Source organism: Pseudomonas sp. DF11 (genome assembly GCF_058148565.1).
Genome location: NZ_JBYVYN010000001.1, coordinates 1,436,725 through 1,452,698 on the forward strand (window position 1 = coordinate 1,436,725; position 15,974 = coordinate 1,452,698).

General features: G+C 61.6%; 14 protein-coding genes. 6 read left to right on the forward strand and 8 right to left on the reverse strand.

Annotation, left to right across the window (positions count from 1 at the left end; genetic code table 11):
- Nucleotides 1-12 precede the first annotated feature (12 nt).
- From AC30D9_RS06180 to codA, 5 genes are all read left to right on the forward strand, one after another.
- Nucleotides 13-1,092: a patatin-like phospholipase family protein gene (locus AC30D9_RS06180; RefSeq protein ID WP_307571659.1), complete on the forward strand. Its 1,080-nt coding sequence runs from the start codon at nt 13-15 to the stop codon at nt 1,090-1,092.
- An 82-nt stretch (nt 1,093-1,174) separates the two neighbouring features.
- The gene (gene queD / locus AC30D9_RS06185) at nt 1,175-1,531 is read left to right on the forward strand and encodes a 6-carboxytetrahydropterin synthase QueD (RefSeq protein WP_025212792.1); all 357 of its coding nucleotides are present in this window, start codon (nt 1,175-1,177) and stop codon (nt 1,529-1,531) included.
- Nucleotides 1,532-1,777: 246 nt separating this feature from the next.
- The gene (locus AC30D9_RS06190; RefSeq protein WP_307571658.1) at nt 1,778-2,608 is read left to right on the forward strand and encodes an alpha/beta fold hydrolase; all 831 of its coding nucleotides are present in this window, start codon (nt 1,778-1,780) and stop codon (nt 2,606-2,608) included.
- Between the two features lie 279 nt (nt 2,609-2,887).
- The gene (codB, locus tag AC30D9_RS06195; protein ID WP_134925127.1) at nt 2,888-4,159 is read left to right on the forward strand and encodes a cytosine permease; all 1,272 of its coding nucleotides are present in this window, start codon (nt 2,888-2,890) and stop codon (nt 4,157-4,159) included.
- Nucleotides 4,160-4,171: 12 nt separating this feature from the next.
- Entirely contained in the window at nt 4,172-5,419 is a 1,248-nt protein-coding gene (gene codA / locus AC30D9_RS06200; protein WP_134925128.1) for a cytosine deaminase, read from the forward strand.
- Between the two features lie 142 nt (nt 5,420-5,561).
- Here codA and AC30D9_RS06205 read toward each other — a convergent pair whose 3' ends face one another.
- Complete coding sequence (locus AC30D9_RS06205; RefSeq protein ID WP_490143649.1) at nt 5,562-6,560, reverse strand: diaminopimelate epimerase; 999 nt, start codon at nt 6,558-6,560, stop codon at nt 5,562-5,564.
- A 170-nt stretch (nt 6,561-6,730) separates the two neighbouring features.
- On the opposite strand from AC30D9_RS06205, the gene AC30D9_RS06210 reads away from it, so the two are divergent.
- Nucleotides 6,731-7,882 carry an MFS transporter gene (locus AC30D9_RS06210; RefSeq protein WP_490143650.1) on the forward strand — a complete coding sequence of 384 codons (1,152 nt, stop codon included), beginning with the start codon at nt 6,731-6,733 and terminating at the stop codon, nt 7,880-7,882.
- A gap of 92 nt (nt 7,883-7,974) precedes the next feature.
- Here AC30D9_RS06210 and AC30D9_RS06215 read toward each other — a convergent pair whose 3' ends face one another.
- From AC30D9_RS06215 to AC30D9_RS06245, 7 genes are all read right to left on the reverse strand, one after another.
- Nucleotides 7,975-10,413, reverse strand: a complete 2,439-nt coding sequence (locus AC30D9_RS06215) for a TonB-dependent siderophore receptor (RefSeq protein WP_307571656.1) — start codon at nt 10,411-10,413, stop codon at nt 7,975-7,977.
- 97 nt (nt 10,414-10,510) lie between these two features.
- Nucleotides 10,511-11,494 (reverse strand): FecR family protein, encoded by a 984-nt coding sequence (locus tag AC30D9_RS06220; RefSeq protein WP_490143651.1) that lies wholly within the window; start codon nt 11,492-11,494, stop codon nt 10,511-10,513.
- A gap of 37 nt (nt 11,495-11,531) precedes the next feature.
- Nucleotides 11,532-12,032 (reverse strand): sigma-70 family RNA polymerase sigma factor, encoded by a 501-nt coding sequence (locus AC30D9_RS06225; protein WP_060741413.1) that lies wholly within the window; start codon nt 12,030-12,032, stop codon nt 11,532-11,534.
- A 201-nt stretch (nt 12,033-12,233) separates the two neighbouring features.
- Nucleotides 12,234-12,656: a tail fiber assembly protein gene (locus AC30D9_RS06230; RefSeq protein ID WP_490143652.1), complete on the reverse strand. Its 423-nt coding sequence runs from the start codon at nt 12,654-12,656 to the stop codon at nt 12,234-12,236.
- Entirely contained in the window at nt 12,653-14,332 is a 1,680-nt protein-coding gene (locus AC30D9_RS06235; protein ID WP_490143653.1) for a hypothetical protein, read from the reverse strand. The genes AC30D9_RS06230 and AC30D9_RS06235 overlap by 4 nt, the downstream gene beginning before the upstream one ends.
- Complete coding sequence (locus AC30D9_RS06240; RefSeq protein ID WP_490143654.1) at nt 14,332-14,907, reverse strand: YmfQ family protein; 576 nt, start codon at nt 14,905-14,907, stop codon at nt 14,332-14,334. The genes AC30D9_RS06235 and AC30D9_RS06240 overlap by 1 nt, the downstream gene beginning before the upstream one ends.
- Entirely contained in the window at nt 14,904-15,974 is a 1,071-nt protein-coding gene (locus AC30D9_RS06245; protein ID WP_490143655.1) for a baseplate J/gp47 family protein, read from the reverse strand. The genes AC30D9_RS06240 and AC30D9_RS06245 overlap by 4 nt, the downstream gene beginning before the upstream one ends.

Sequence of the window (15,974 nt, forward strand, 5' to 3'; positions counted from 1 at the left end):
TTCGAGACCGGTATGACCGCCATCCACATCAAGTTCCCCGCCCTCACCCTCAAGGCCGGCCCCCGTGCCTTCGGGCGGATTCGCCAGGCCGGCCTGAACGCCGCCGACGTCGGCATCCTGCCAGGCGCTGCTGGTGGGCCCAAGGCCTTGGGTATCCAGGGCCTGGACCTGGCGCTGTTCGGCCAATGGCTACCCGCCGCGCCCCGGGAACGCTCGCTGATCGGGGCCTCGGTGGGTGCCTGGCGCTTCGCCAGCGCCTGCCTGCCGGATGCCGCCGAGGGGATCCGACGCCTGGGCACCTTGTACAACGAACAAAGCTTCGCCAAAGGCGTGACCATGGCCGGGGTCAGCCAGAGCTCGCAGCGCATGCTCGAGGACTTGCTCGACGGCCGCGACACTTCGATCCTCGATAATCCGCGATATCGGCTCAACATCATGGTGGTCAAGAGCCACGGCCTGCTGGCCCAGGATCATCGCGGCCGGCTGGGCCTGGGGTTGTCATCGGTGATCGCCGACAACCTGCGAGGCCGTGCGCGGCTGTCGCGGCATTTCGAACGGTTGATCATCCATGACCCGCGCCTGGCCCCGCCCCTGCATCCGTTGAATGACTTTCCGTCGCGCTTCGTGCCCCTGGCCGCCGGCAACCTGCGCCAGGCCCTGCTGGCCTCGGGCTCGATCCCGATGGTGATGGAAGGCGTGCGCGACCTGCCGGGCGCCGGTGCCGGCACCTACCGCGATGGCGGCTTGCTGGACTACCACCTCGACCTGCCGTACAGCGGCGAGGACATCGTGCTGTATCCGCACTTCACCGACCGGGTCATTCCCGGCTGGTTCGACAAGGGCCTGCCGTGGCGCAAAGGCAACGTCGACCGCCTGCAGGACGTGCTGTTGCTGGCACCGTCCCGGGAGTACCTGGCGCGCCTGCCCTACGGCAAACTGCCGGATCGCAACGACTTCAAGCGCTTCATGGGCGATGACCCGAGCCGTCGCAAATATTGGCGCACGGCAATGGACGAGAGCCGCCGGCTCGGTGACGAGTTTCTTGAACTGGCAGCCAACGGTGGCCTGGGCGAGCGTTTGCTGACCCTTTAGTCAGCACGCTCGCGCAACACCGTTATCAAACTGATAAACTCCGCCGCCTGCCTCGCGACCGCTATCTAAAGAGCCCGAACCTGTGGAAATCTTCAAAGAGTTTACTTTCGAATCCGCCCACCGCCTGCCCCACGTGCCAGAGGGCCACAAGTGCGGCCGCCTTCACGGTCACTCGTTCAAGGTGGCGATCCACTTGAGCGGCGACATCGACCCGCACACCGGCTGGATTCGCGACTTCTCGGAGATCAAGGCGATCTTCAAGCCGCTCTACGAGCGCCTGGACCACAACTACCTCAACGACATCCCCGGCCTGGAAAACCCCACCAGCGAAGTCCTGGCCAAGTGGATCTGGAATGAGTTGAAGCCGTTGCTGCCGGAACTCAGCGCCATCCGCATCCACGAGACCTGCACCAGCGGTTGCATCTATCACGGCGAATAATCACTCCCCTGTGGCAAGTGAGCTTCCTGTGGCGGGGGGATTTATCCCCGTTGGGCTGCGCAGCGGCCCCCAAACCAGGCAACTCGGTGTGCCAGGAAGATTGAGTTCATTGCTTTAGGGCTGCTACGCAACCCAGCGGGGCGGTGCGACGTTTCGCTAAATCCCCTCGCCACAAGGATGTCTCTCCTACTGAATGGCATTGGCCTATGCTTGGTCCCCTGAGCCATTTTCAGGGGAGTATCGAGCATGACCAACTGGCCGCTGGATCAGACCTACGACTTCAACGGACACCCCATCCGCTACGCCATCCACGGCGACGGCCCGCCACTGGTGTTCGTTCACGGCACGCCCTTCTCTTCCTACGTCTGGCACCGAATCGCCCCGCTGTTCTTCGCCACCCACAGGGTGCATTACTTTGACCTGCTGGGTTATGGCCAGTCCGCGCAGCCCGATGCCGATGTGTCCCTCGGCGTGCAAAATCAACTACTCGCACAATTGCTGGAGCACTGGGGCCTGGATTGCCCGGACGTGGTGGCCCATGATTTTGGCGGTGCCACGGCCCTGCGCACGCACCTGCTCAATGGCAAGGACTACCGCAGCCTGACCCTGATCGATCCGGTGGCGCTGTCGCCCTGGGGTTCACCCTTCGTTCAACACGTGCGCCAGCATGAAACAGCCTTCAGCGGCGTGCCCGACTACATTCAGCGAGCCATCGTGCCGGCCTATATCCGCGGCGCGGTCAAACGCGATATTCCGGACGCAGAACTGGCGCCTTATGTACAGCCGTGGCTTGGCGAGCCGGGCCAGGCGGCGTTCTATCGGCAGATTGCGCAGATGGACGAGGGTTATACCCGCGAGGTCGAGGGCCTGTACCCGAACGTACGCTGCCCGACCCAGATACTGTGGGGCGAGGATGACCAGTGGATCCCCATCGAGCGTGGCCGGGCCTTGCACAAACTAATCCCGGGCGCGCAGTTGCACCCGGTTCCGAACGCCGGGCACCTGGTCCAGGAAGATGCGCCGCAGGACATCGTCGCGGCGGTGTTGCGGTTCTTGCCATTACCCCCTTCCTCCTGAAAAAAACCTATCCCCCTGTGGGAGCGGGCTTGCTCGCGAAGGCGGTGTGTCAGTTACGAATACATCGACTGACACACCGCCTTCGCGAGCAAGCCCGCTCCCACAAGGAAACCGCATAAAGCAGTGAGGACTGTGTTCCAACTTGAATCACCACCGCACCGCTTTCGCCCTCCTTCGCCCACCCAATCCCCAGGATTGTCTATAAATAACCTCGCGATCACTCGTTTGGCACGGCCGCTGCACGCTTGCGATATTCCCCTCATCCGCAAGGACCGCCCCATGACTCAGAACGATCCAGGCAACGACTACCCCTTGAGCGAAGTCCCGATGCATGCCCGCAAGGGCCTGGCTTCCACGGCCATGGTGCTGCTGGGCTTCACCTTTTTCACCGCCACGATGTTTGCCGGTGGCAAGCTGGGCGTGGCGTTCGGTTTTGCCGAGATGCTCACGGTGATCGTGATCGGTAACCTGCTGCTGGGCCTGTATGCGGCGGGCCTGGGTTACATCGCCTTCAAGAGTGGGCTCAATTCGGTGCTGATGGGGCGCTTCTGTTTCGGCGAGGTGGGCAGCAAGCTCAGTGACCTGATCCTGGGCTTCACCCAGATCGGCTGGTACGCCTGGGGCACGGCGACTGCCGCCGTGGTGCTGGGCAAGTATTTCGAGTTGAGCGAGGGCACAGTGCTGGGGTTGATGGTGCTGTTCGGCTTGGGGTTCTGTGCCACGGCCTACATTGGTTATCGCGGCCTGGAAATCCTCTCCTACATTGCCGTGCCGGCCATGATGCTGCTGCTGATGCTGTCGATGTGGGTGGCGACGATGAAGGTCGGTGGCTTCGAGGGCTTGCTGGCGGTGGTGCCGACGGGCAGCCTCGATTGGTCCACCGCCATCACGCTGGTGTTCGGCACTTTCGTCAGCGGCGCGACCCAGGCTACCAACTGGACGCGGTTTTCCCGCTCGGCGAAGGTCGCGGTGCTGGCGAGCCTGATCGGCTTCTTCCTCGGCAATGGCCTGATGGTGCTGATCGGCGCCTACGGCGCCATTGTCTATCAACAGCCGGACGTGGTTGAAGTGCTGCTGTTGCAGGGTTTCGCCATGGCGGCGATGGCCATGCTGCTGCTCAACATCTGGAGCACCCAGGACAACACCATCTACAACTTCGCCGTGGCCGGTTGCAACCTGCTGCGCACCCGCCGGCGCAAAACCGTGACCCTCGGCGGCGCGGTGATCGGCACGCTGCTGGCCCTGCTGGGCATGTACGACATGCTGGTGCCCTACCTGATTCTGCTGGGCACGGTGATCCCGCCCATTGGCGGGGTGATCATGGCCGATTTCTTCTTCCGCTGGCGCGGTCGTTATCCACGCCTGGCCGAAGCGCAGTTGCCGGCGTTCAATTGGCCCGGGCTGTTGGCCTATGGGGTCGGCACCGTCGCCGCGTTCAATTCGCCATGGGTCGCGCCGCTGGTAGGAATCGCTGCCGGCGCGCTAACGTATGTGTTATTGATCGGCGCAATGGGTACTCGCACCGCTGACGCACCCCTACAAGACTTATAAAGGACTCGCCTGATGCACATCATCAACGCCCGCCTGCGCAACCGCGAAGGCTTGCATGAACTGCACCTGGAAAACGGCCTGATTGCCAACATCGCCCGCCAGACCGAGGCCCCCAGCCTCGGCCCGGACGACCTCGACGCCGGTGGCAACCTGGTGGTCCCGCCCTTCGTCGAACCGCACATCCACCTCGACGCGACCCTCACCGCTGGCGAACCGCGCTGGAACATGAGCGGCACGCTGTTCGAAGGCATCGAGTGCTGGGGCGAACGCAAGGCCACCATCACCGAGGAAGACACCAAGACTCGCGCCAAGAAAACCATCCAGGCCCTCGCCGCCCATGGCATCCAGCATGTGCGCACCCACGTCGACGTGACCGATCCCGAACTCACGGCCCTCAAGGCGATGCTGCAAGTGCGCGAAGAAAGTCGCCACCTGATCGACATGCAGATCGTCGCGTTTCCCCAGGAAGGCATCGAGTCCTACCGCAACGGTCGCGAGCTGATGGAAGAAGCGATCCGCATGGGCGCCGATGTGGTGGGCGGCATTCCGCATTTCGAGTACACCCGCGACCAGGGCGTCAGCTCGGTGAAGTTCCTGATGGACCTGGCCGAACGCACCGGCTGCCTGGTGGATGTGCATTGCGACGAGACCGACGACCCGCACTCGCGCTTTCTCGAAGTGCTCGCCGAAGAAGCCCGCAGTCGCGACATGGGCGCACGGGTCACGGCCAGCCACACCACGGCCATGGGTTCCTACGACAATGCCTACTGCGCCAAGCTGTTCCGCCTGCTCGGGCATTCGGGCATCAGCTTCGTCTCTTGCCCCACCGAGAGCATTCATCTGCAAGGACGCTTCGATAACTTTCCCAAGCGCCGCGGCGTCACTCGGGTCAATGAACTGCTCGAAGCCGGGATGAACGTGTGCTTCGGCCAGGACTCCATCGTCGACCCGTGGTACCCGCTGGGCAACGGCAACATCCTGCGGGTGCTGGAAGCCGGCCTGCACATCTGCCACATGCTCGGCTACCGCAACCTGCAAAGCGCCCTGGACCTGGTCACCGATAACAGCGCCAAGGCCATGAACCTGGGCGAGCGCTACGGGCTGGAACCGGGGCGTCCGGCGAACCTGCTGATCCTGTCGGCGGACAGCGACTACGAAGTGATCCGCAGCCAGGGCTTGCCGCTGTACTCGATTCGCAATGGCGAAGTGTTGATGAAGCGGCAGATGCCGGTGGTGGAATTCGGACCGCAATTGGGCTGATTGCCTTACCACTTGCTCGCGATAGCGGTGGTTCAGTGGGTGGATGTACTGTCGCCATCGCGAGCAGGCTCGCTCCCACAGTGGGTTTGTGTCGTACACAAGTTTTGTGCCCGCTGAAGATCTACTGTGGGAGTGAGCCTGCTCACGATGGCGTCATTCGCCGCGCCATCCCAAACAGCCTGACCCGCACCAGCTCGCCCGCCTCTTCCTCCAACAAAATCGGCGCAGTCCCCCCCGGCATCACCACCCTCACCGGCCCCGCCTGCACCCAACCCACCCGCCACGCAGCACTGGCCACGGCGCTGGCGCTGGTGCCCGAGGACGCAGTGGGACCTTCGCCCCGCTCGAATACCCGGGCAACGATCCGCCCTTCGGCCTCACGCCAGGCCCATTGCAGATTCACCCCCGCCGGGCACGGAACCCCTGCGCCAGCGGGCGCCGCATAAGCGATGCGGGTCAGGCTTTGCGACAACTGCGATGCACGCATTTGCGCGTTGCTCGGCAACGCCTCGGCCTCATCCACCAGGGTCACGCAATGCGGGTTGCCGATGTTCACGAATTGACTGTTGCCCCATGCCGGATTCAGCCCATGGAGCACCGCCACCCGACTGACCTCGCGCTGATTGAACATCACGCTTTCCACACATTGGGCAGCGACGGCCTGAGGTCCAAACAGGGGTTTCCCCAGGTCCAGCCAGAAGCCCTGCACACCCTCGAACTCAGCGGCTCGCACCGATGTGCGCAGCGGCGACACGCCCTGGTGTTTGTCGTGGTGTACCTGCAATAAGCAATCACCCTCGCTGGGCATCAAGCCTTGCTCTTTCAGCGCCTGGGAGAAAATCGTCAGGCCGTTGCCGCTGCGCTCGGCCAGGGTGCCGTCGGTGTTGACGATCAACAGATCAAAAGGCGGTTCATTCTGGAACGGGCCGACCAACAACCCGTCGCTGCGATGGTCCTTGGCATCCGGCGGTGCTTCACCCGGCGCCCAACCACAGAACGCATGCACGGCAGCCAAGGCCCAGGACTCGCGTCGCTGTGCAGCCTGGGCGGCGGACGGTGGCAGGTCTATAGCCTGGTCACGCACCTGTCGCGGTGAAACAACGCCATAAATATTGCCGCGTGCATCATAAAACTGCGCCATGGACCAGACCCGGAATCAGCCAACAAGAGCCGGTACTTTATGCCGGCACAGACTGCGGGAGCAAAGCCTGCGCTTTGATCGGCACCTTGGGGTCGCGGTGCGGTCAGTGGATATGCAAGCATAGGCTCCCTGCCCGCACCAGCGCACCACACGCAAGCCAAGGACGATTCATGACTGCCATCACCCCTCCGCCAACCTTTGTTCCCGGACGCCTGGAACAGATGTCCACCCGCATCGCCTATCTCATCGCCGGCATCGGCATCGCCGCCTGGGCGCCACTGGTGCCATACGCCAAGGTGCGGGCAAACCTGGACGAAGGCACCCTCGGTTTGCTGTTGCTGTGCCTTGGGGTGGGGTCGATCCTGGCGATGCCGATTTCCGGTGCGCTGGCGGCACGGTTTGGCTGCCGGCGGGTACTCAGTGGCGGCACCCTCCTGATCTGCCTGGCGTTGCCGCTGCTGGCGACGATGACCTCCCTGCCCTGGCTGGTGGCGGCATTGTTCCTGTTTGGCGCCGGCCTCGGCACTGTGGACTCGACCGTGAACCTGCAAGCGGTGATCGTCGAGCGGGCCAGTGGCAAGACCATGATGTCGGGCTTCCACGGCATGTTCAGCCTCGGCGGGATCATTGGCGCGGCCGGTGTGAGCGCCCTGCTCGGCCTGGGGCTTTCGCCGCTGGGGGCGACGCTGGTGGTCAACGCGGTGCTGCTGGTGGCATTGTTCAAGGCTGCGCCGCACCTGTTGCCTTATGGCAGTGAAAGCTCGGGCCCGGCGTTTGCCATTCCCCACGGAGTGGTGCTGTTCATTGGCATCCTGTGCTTCATCGTATTTCTCGCCGAAGGCGCGGTGCTGGACTGGAGCGCCGTGTTCCTGACCAGCGAACGCGCGGTGGATACCGCCTATGCCGGGCTGGGTTATGCCGCCTTCGCGCTGACCATGACGGTCGGCCGACTGACCGGCGACTCGGTGGTGCATCGGCTGGGCGCCAAACGCGTGATCATCTATGGCGGATCGATCGCCGCCGCGGGGTTCTTGCTGGCGACCCTGGCACCGCTGTGGCAAGCCGCGCTGCTGGGGTATGCATTGGTGGGCGCCGGGTGTTCGAACATCGTGCCGGTGCTGTACACCGCCGTCGGCAAACAGACCCTGATGCCGGAAGCCATCGCCGTACCGGCCATCACCACCATCGGCTATGCCGGCATCCTCGCCGGCCCGGCACTGATCGGCTTCGTCGCCCATGGCAGCAGCTTGAGCTTTGCCTTTGGGCTGATTGCGCTGTCGCTGGTGGCGGTGGCGGCCAGTGGGAAAGTGTTGAAGGTTTAAAGACTCATACCATTGTTTGCGGTAAGGATCTTCTCTGTGGCGAGGGGATAAATCCCCTCGCCACAAATGTACGCGTCAACCCTGGGTTTTCATCAAAACCCCACGCTCGCCTGCACGAAGAACGTACGCGGTGCCCCCACATAAATGCCCGAGTTGTTGTCACTGGAGCGGGTGTAGTACTGGTGGTCGAACAGGTTCTTCACCCCGGCGCCGACTTTCAGGTTCGACAGTTGCTCACCGAAGTCATAACCGGCGCGCACGTTCCAGAGCACGTAGCCCGGCATGTCGCCGTACTGCCCGTCAGCGGTGCCGTCGGTGATGTAGTCACCGCTGAAACTGCCATCGGCGTTCACGCCGGTACCCGGCGAGCGCTGTTTCGACTGGGCGAAGGCATCGAGGTTGTAGGTCCAGCGGTTGACGTCATAGCGTAGGCCCAGGTTCACCACCTGACGAGAATAGAACGGCAGGTCGCGGCCCTTGAAGCTTGGGATCTCGCCTTCGTAAGTCGCCCGGGTGTAGGTGAAACCGGCGTTGGCGGTGAGGCCTTCGAGACGTGGGTCGAGCGCGGCCATGTCGTAATGCACCGAAGCTTCCAGGCCCTGGTGCTTGGTCGCGCCCAGGTTGGTCCAGCCCACGTCGTTGCTGATGTACTGCAACTCGTCGTCGAAGTCGATGTAGAACAGCGTCACCTCCCCGCCCCACACGTCATCGTTGTAGCGCGTACCGATCTCGTAGGTCTTGGCCTTTTCCGGGCTCAGGCCGTTGGCGGTGTTGTTGCCGTCGCCGCCCTGGCCGAGCTGGAAGTATTGCAAGCTACCGAACGACGTCTCGTAGTTGGCGAACAGCTTCCACGCATCGGACAGGTGATACATCACGCTCAGGGCCGGCAGCGGTTCGTTGCTATCAATACTGCGGCGTTTTTCCTGCACCGGACGACCGGCGGTGTCGAGCACGGGGCGGTCGTGCCACTCGGTGCTGATGCTTTCGAAGCGGATCCCCGGGGTGATGGTCCATTTGCCGATATCGATCTTGTCGTCGATGTAGACCGCATGGGCTTCAGTGCCGCCAGTGCGATCCTGGTAAACGTGACCGTCGGAGCCCGGACGTACCACCGGCTCGTTGTTACGCAACGCCAGGCGGCTGGCTTCTTCGTGCATGCCTTCCTTGAGGTAGCGATAACCGACGCTGGCCTCCTGGGTGGTCGGCCCCAGGTCGAATACGTGGGACACCCGAGGCTCGATGCCGAAGGTGTAATAGGTGCGCGGGGAGGAGGCCAGGTTGCGCTGGTCCCGAGAGGCGATGGTGCTGCCACGGTAGCTGTCGGAGTAGTAGGTCAGCACTTCGGCCTGGGTGCGATCGTCGATCTGGCGCAACCACTTGAACGACACATCCTTGCGGCGTCCGCTGAAGTTGTCCCAGTCGCGGTCGGACTGGTACGGGTCGGCGTCATACTGCTTCTGGGTCAGGCCACCGGGCATGTCGGCCTTGGCGTCGTAGTAATGGAAGTTCAGCGAGAAATCGTCCACATCGGTGGGTGCCCAATGGGTCTTGAGGATGACGTCGTCGATGTCGTTGTCGTTGTTGCTTCGGCGATAACCATTGCCATTGACGCCCGAATACAACAGCGCCACGCCCAGGCCATTGTCGGCGGTGCCGCCGAGGAACGCCGTGTCGATGTGCTTCCAACCACCGCGCTGGGAGGTTTCCAGGGTGCTGCCGATTTCGCCGGTGGCCTTTTCCGGGATTGCCCGGGTCACGAAGTTGATCACCCCGCCGACGTTCTGCGGCCCGTAGCGCACGGATCCGGCGCCGCGCACCACGTCGATGCTGTCCAGGTTGCCCGAGGAGATCGGCGCCATGGACAACTGTGGCTGGCCGTAGGGCGCAAACGCTGCCGGCACGCCGTCGATCAACACCGTGGAGCGTGGCGACAAACGCGAGGTGAGGCCGCGCACGCCAACGTTCAGGGAAATGTCGCTGCCACCGGTGCCATTGGCATCCTGCACCTGCACACCCGGCACACGCCGCAGCACATCACCAACGTTCATGGCGCCCTGCTCCACCATCGCTTCGCGGCGGATCACCGTGCGCGCGCCGGGATGATTCTGCACCACTTCGGCGTTGGCATCGCCGAGCCAGTCGCCGACCACCTGAATTTCAGTAGCGCCCAGCTCCATCGGGCCGGCGTTGGATGTCGAGGGTGCCGGCAGAACGGTCACCGAACCGTCGTCGATCTGGTATTGCAGGCCGCTACCCTGGAGCAATTGGCGCAAGGCCGCTTCCGGCGACAGGTTGCCGTCCACCGCCGGGGCCTGCTTGCCGGCCACCAGTTCGGGACTGAAGAACACCTGCAACGCGGTTTGCTGGCCGAGCTGGCTCAAGGCTTGCCCCAATGGCTGCGCCTGGATGTGAATGGCGATGGCGGACTGATCGGCGAACGCCTGGGGCAGCGCGGCGCTGACCGCCAGGGTCAGGGCCAGTGGCAGCCAGCGTGCGGGGCTACGGTTGTTGTTTTTGGCGGTTTTTTTCACGTCGAACCTTGTCCTGTTGATCGCAAGAATACGCGTCTGTTAATGCAAACCAGTTGCAGTTGGACAAGAAGACGAAGAACTCGAAAAAAACCTGAATCTATCGCGCAATTATTTCCTGGCTGCCGTCATCCAGGGTGCGCACGGCCACCGGCAGGATGTTGGGCAAGGCTTTGAGCAGCGCCTCAGGGTTGTCGGAGCGGAACACGCTGGTCAGGCGCAGGTTGCCCACCGCCGCACTGCCGACCCGCAGGGGGGTGGCGCGATAACGGGAGACTTCCTCAGCCACTTCCTTCAGCGGCGCGTTATTGAACACCAGTTTGCCATCGCGCCAGGCGGTGAGCGCCTCGGCGTTGACCGCGTAAGGTGTGGCGACTTTGCCCTGGGCGTCGATCTGGGTACCAAGGCCCGGCGTAAGGCTGACGTACTGGGTTCGCGGTGCATCGCGTCCCTGGACCTTGACGCTGCCCTGCTCCACCGCCACCCGGGTCTTGTCGGCATCGCGGCGCACGTCGAAACGTGTCCCGGTCACCGTTACCTGGCCGTTGCCCGCATCGACCGTGAATGGCCGGCCGGCATCATGCTCGACCGTGAACAAAGCCTCGCCTTCGGCCAACTCCACTCGGCGTTGACGGTGTGCGAATTGAATACGCACCCGGCTGCGGCTGTTGAGGTCGATCACCGAGCCGTCCGGCAAGGCGATATGCCGACGCTCACCGAAGGCGGTGGCATATTCGCCGCTGTAGTCGGTGGAAGAACTCAAGCCGCTGAACAACCCCAAACCAAGTGCCACCGCGAACAACCCGGCGGCGACCGCATAACGCAACAGAGGCCGACTCGGGGGACGTTTGGCAGGAAGTTCGCACAACGCTCGCAGGCGTTCCTTGGGCAACAGGTCCGTGGCGCTCCAGATCCCCTGCAGCAATTGGATTTCGTCGCGGTGGTTGGGATGCTCGTCCAGCCAGGCTTCGAAGCGCTGGCGCTCCTCGACACTCATGGCAGGTGCTTGCAAACGTACGAACCATTGCGCCGCCGCATCGCGAACCCTGTCCTGCCCGCACGGGCATTCACGGCTATCCATCATGGAAGGTCCTGTGGCTCGGGTGGAAGATGGCGACGGATCATTGGCCAGGCCCGTCCAGACGATCGCGCAGATGCCGCAGGGTGCGGATCATATACTTTTCCACCATGTTCTTGGACAGGCCCAGGCGCTCGGCGATTTCCGCCTGGGTCAGGCCCTCGATCTTCTGCCAGACGAACACCGTGCGGCAGTTGGCCGGCAGCTCGGCAAGCGCCCGCTCGATGGAGTCCGCCAGTTGGATCGCGTGCATGAAATGCTCCGGGTCGCCCGAAAACGACTGACCAGGGTCGATGACAGCCTCTTCCATGGCCCCCCGTCGATCTTCGCGCCGATAGCCATCCACTGCAATGTTGCGCGCCGTCTGATGCAAATAGGCCCGTGGCTGCTCGACCCCGCTCGAATCGGACTCAAGCACCCGCACGAAGGTGTCATGGGCCAGGTCCTCGGCCTGCTGGCGATTGCGCAGGCGACGGGTCCAGGTGCCGATCAACTCTTCGTAATGCTCGAAAAAGCCGGGTCTGCGGGGCAGCTTGGGGGTCATCACGGCGCGCTGTGGGAACGGAGCGTGAATAGTAATGCTTCCTATTAATATGAAGCAAACGGATTGCGGTGCTTAAGACCAGAGGTTGTCTGGTGGTGCGCAAATCTGTGTAAGCGCGCGCCGGATTTGGCACCGTCCTGCACGATAATTGGCACTGCCACGCCGTTAAGAGATGCTTGAATTTAGCGTTTGGTTTGGCACCTAGCCTTTCATGCCTTCGTCTGGCGACTTTGGCCAATCGACGAGAGCCGGGTATCCCTCCTGCTGGGTAATGCGATTTAGATCAACGCGGTACTGTTTCCATAATTGAAGAGCCGCAATTTCATCTGCCGTTGCACTGCCAAGGTCGACAGCATCTGCAAGTGGAGCGATACGGACTGCTGCGAGGGCCAGCAAGCCATCACGCCGAGCCAGCACTGTGGTTTCCAGTTCCTCCGGCGTGGGAATCGGCACTGGGGGCGCTTCCGGCATTTGAGGTGGCACAATCTTGAAGCCGCCCTCAATACTGACCTCAAGGCCGCTGCACATACCCTCTAACGCCTCGGCGTACTGTGTATCCGTGATTTTGATTGCCCCGGTAAACGGATCCTGGGCAATACGCCCGTTGCCTGCATACGGCATCATTTAATCCTCATGTAGTAAGTGACGCCCAACGTTTTTGGTCGCGTCTCGCTGCTGACCCTGACGGTGCCCATCGAAGGATCCGATATCGACTCAGCAATAGTTGACGTGTTTTTGGTAGCCGACGCCGTTGTCAGTCGCTGGTTGTAGGCCCCAGCTGCCGATAACCCAGCTGCGAAAGAGACCAGCGTATCGGCGGTATTGCCCGCAGTGCCAGGCGCACCAACCTTCTCACTGTGAAAGTGTCCTTGGAGTGTGTCTTGCTCAACCGCACCACTGAGACCGGCCCGAAGGATTCGGCGCTCGGTGTTGATTAGCTGGATGGTTTGTCCATTCATCGGGCTTCCTGCAGCCAAGCTGATGACCGCAGTGGCGATTACCAGGGGATAGGAGCCACTGACACTCTCGCCAATCAATGCGCCATTGTTGTAGGGGTCTGACGCTGTCAATTTGATGTATCTGTATGTTCCTGATGTCGAGGGAACAGACGCGCCCACCAAATCATCACGAATGGCTATAACTGCACCTATCGGCTGCATCAGCCAGGGGTCGATATTTCCGGAATGGAGGATGGTGACCCATGGACCTGGATTCCCGATTCCATCAAAAGCCCTCAGAGCCATTAGAGGGTTACTTGTGGTCGCGGGAACGGTCATGGCCAACTGCTGAAAATAGTTTCCCCCCAGGGAGCTGACAATGACCGAGCCTGCCGACCCCCCACTTGCTGGCGCGCTGGGATCAGAAGCGGCGTATCGATAAAACCCTGTCCTGTAAGCGGTACTGAGTGTTTCAAGTGGCCCGCCATCAGTGCTTCCAAGGCCGAAAGCTCCTACACGCATAAGCTTGCCAACACCGGTATCAGTTGCAGACGCTTGAATCTTGTTAGCAAGCTTGAGGGGAGTTATGGCTGTCGAGTCGTCGGTTCCGGCACTCACTTGCGCATTAGTTGCAATCTTTAGCCAGCCAAAAGCTGACTCAGTCGCCTGAGACACCGCGTTACTAAACCAATTTTTCAGCTTGAGAGGCGTTACAGCCGTAACATCGTCCGTGCCTGCCGCAACCTGCGCCTGTGTTGAAAGCTTCACCAAGCCCTGCACTGATGTGGAGGCATTACCTAGGTTGCCAGAGTGATACATCGAGACCCAGCCACCAGGCACACCTGTAACAGGGTCGAAGCTGCGAACTCCTACATAAGGATTCGAAGTCGGACCAGGGGTTGTCATAATCAGTTGCTGAACGGCGTTCCCACCACCCGAGTTGACCAACACCGATCCGCCAGCGTCCGCCGTACCGGGCGGAGCCCCTGGGTCAAGAGATTTGTATCGATAGAAGCCAGGAACAAACGATTGATCCAAGGCCAAGATCGGGCCACCTCCACCGGCCCCGAGGCCGTAAGCGCCGACAGTCAGGATTTTTCCGGGCGCGTTATCGGTTGGAGACGATTGGATTCTCAGGTCGATGACCTTGTCGGCCAGCCCATTAACTGCTTTAAGAAGCTGCCCGTCATCACTGGGCTTTAGGGCAATCCCAGCGCCAACAATAACGTTCACCAACTCGCGCTGGATCGTATTCAGCCAAGACGCTTTAATCAAAGTCGAAGGAACGCCGGAGCCGGGATTACCTTCCGTGTATTCACCGTCAGCGTTCGCTGTGTTGGTGCTATCGCTGATCTTCTGCATTAGTTGTCTCCATAACCGAAAAGCAAGATGGATTCGGCGGGCTTCATCTGGCCCAACCGACATTCAAGGGCTCTATTGCCCCAAGCGGTTAACGGGTCGCCTGCGCCTGTGATACCGGCTTGCGCATGGCTTGTGGTGACCGCAGGGGCGTTGACGCGCCAGGTGAAGTTCCAATCGCCACCGTTGAGGGGATCGCCAGCTCGCGCTATTCCTGCGCGAGCTGGTTTAAAGGTGGTGATGGTGATGTCGTAGCCCATGGACTTAGCCAGGGCGATAAAAAAAGCCTTGCTCTGACCAGCACGACCTTGCAGCTTGCTGATAACGGCTTGCACGCGCTGCCCCACGGTCTGAACTTGACCAATCAGACAAGGGTCAGGTAAAGCCAACACTCTTTCCCAATCAGCCAAGCCTTCGCCGGAGTCGGGAAAGATAGCGCTGTAGACCATTCTCGCCTGAGCGTCGGCCAGGTTTATGGCGTTCGCCTCGGCCTCGATGGTCGCCGACAGATAGGGGGCGGTGCCATCATAGGAAACTGGCGGCAGCAAGAGCCGGAGCTGATCGGCAAGCGTGGTCATTCCATCAGCCCCAGGGTGATGACGCCTGGGCGAATCCAACCGATCAACGCGGGGTCATCGGAAGCTTTAACGTTCGCCGTCGGGGTGGAGACAGAACGATCCAGGACGCCAGCCAGGTTGTTGATCATGGCTTCAATTTGAGAGCGCTTAAGCGTATCGCCAGGCTTCAAAGCCCCTAGAAGAATGTCGTAAGCCTTTTGCGCAGCGCTCTGCACGTCGGCCATGGTGAAATCGGAAGCCAGCTCGATTTTGGCAGTGGAGTCGACGGTGCGGATAGTCGGCGCGTAGACCCATACATCGACAATGACCGAACACTGGCTTTCAATGTGGGCCAAGCATGCTGCGATGACCTCAGCCGACGGGAGACCATTGCTGCCCGTGATGACAACGTCGACAGTGCCACCTCCCCGCCGCCTAGGTATGACCAAGGCATCGACAACGCCCTCGACTTCCAACGCCCAACGTCGGAAGTCATAGGCTGCTCCACCGGCCGGGGGCGACTGAATGATGTCCAGGTAACGCGCAAGCAGCGACTCAATTGCCTCCTGATCTTCTCCGCCCGTCGTTTTGCCGACCAAGACAGCCGAAGAGTCCATACCCAAGGGCGGGCTAGTGAGAATCAGGGCGCCGGTTAGCTCATTGAGCGCGACACCAACGGTCTGTGCCTCGATCAGCACTAGGGCGGAGCCATCGGTGCCAAGTGTCGCGCTAGCCTTGGCAGTAAAAGGCTCGCCTGTAACGACGTGCTTCAGCATGGCACCAGGCAGCAGTTGCACCCCCGGCGTGCCCTTTAGTACAGCAGTACCGGTGGCCGCGACGGGGTCTTTGCGCAGCACTCCACGGAGCGCCGCAGCATGAAGCAGCTCCTCGTCATCGGCAGTATCGGGGAATATCTGCCGATACAACCAGGCTAGCTTTTGATAAAGCCCTTCGATAGCCGAAGCTATTGCCGATGAGCGCACATAGTTGTCACTGTCCGAGCCGATATCTGCTTCGCTTTGAAGACTTCGGATGTCACGCAAGATGCCACTCAAAATGGCATCCAAGGCGGGAGCAGAAAAGGCCAT

What these genes read in the sequence shown, in the direction of transcription:
- AC30D9_RS06180 (WP_307571659.1), top strand. Translation starts at nt 13, where the DNA reads ATGACCGCCATCCACATCAAGTTCCCCGCCCTCACCCTCAAGGCCGGC.
- AC30D9_RS06190 (WP_307571658.1), top strand. Translation starts at nt 1,778, where the DNA reads ATGACCAACTGGCCGCTGGATCAGACCTACGACTTCAACGGACACCCC.
- codB (WP_134925127.1), top strand. Translation starts at nt 2,888, where the DNA reads ATGACTCAGAACGATCCAGGCAACGACTACCCCTTGAGCGAAGTCCCG.
- codA (WP_134925128.1), top strand. Translation starts at nt 4,172, where the DNA reads ATGCACATCATCAACGCCCGCCTGCGCAACCGCGAAGGCTTGCATGAA.
- AC30D9_RS06205 (WP_490143649.1), bottom strand. Translation starts at nt 6,560, where the DNA reads ATGGCGCAGTTTTATGATGCACGCGGCAATATTTATGGCGTTGTTTCA.
- AC30D9_RS06210 (WP_490143650.1), top strand. Translation starts at nt 6,731, where the DNA reads ATGACTGCCATCACCCCTCCGCCAACCTTTGTTCCCGGACGCCTGGAA.
- AC30D9_RS06220 (WP_490143651.1), bottom strand. Translation starts at nt 11,494, where the DNA reads ATGATGGATAGCCGTGAATGCCCGTGCGGGCAGGACAGGGTTCGCGAT.
- AC30D9_RS06225 (WP_060741413.1), bottom strand. Translation starts at nt 12,032, where the DNA reads ATGACCCCCAAGCTGCCCCGCAGACCCGGCTTTTTCGAGCATTACGAA.
- AC30D9_RS06230 (WP_490143652.1), bottom strand. Translation starts at nt 12,656, where the DNA reads ATGATGCCGTATGCAGGCAACGGGCGTATTGCCCAGGATCCGTTTACC.
- AC30D9_RS06235 (WP_490143653.1), bottom strand. Translation starts at nt 14,332, where the DNA reads ATGCAGAAGATCAGCGATAGCACCAACACAGCGAACGCTGACGGTGAA.
- AC30D9_RS06240 (WP_490143654.1), bottom strand. Translation starts at nt 14,907, where the DNA reads ATGACCACGCTTGCCGATCAGCTCCGGCTCTTGCTGCCGCCAGTTTCC.
- AC30D9_RS06245 (WP_490143655.1), bottom strand. Translation starts at nt 15,974, where the DNA reads ATGGCCTTTTCTGCTCCCGCCTTGGATGCCATTTTGAGTGGCATCTTG.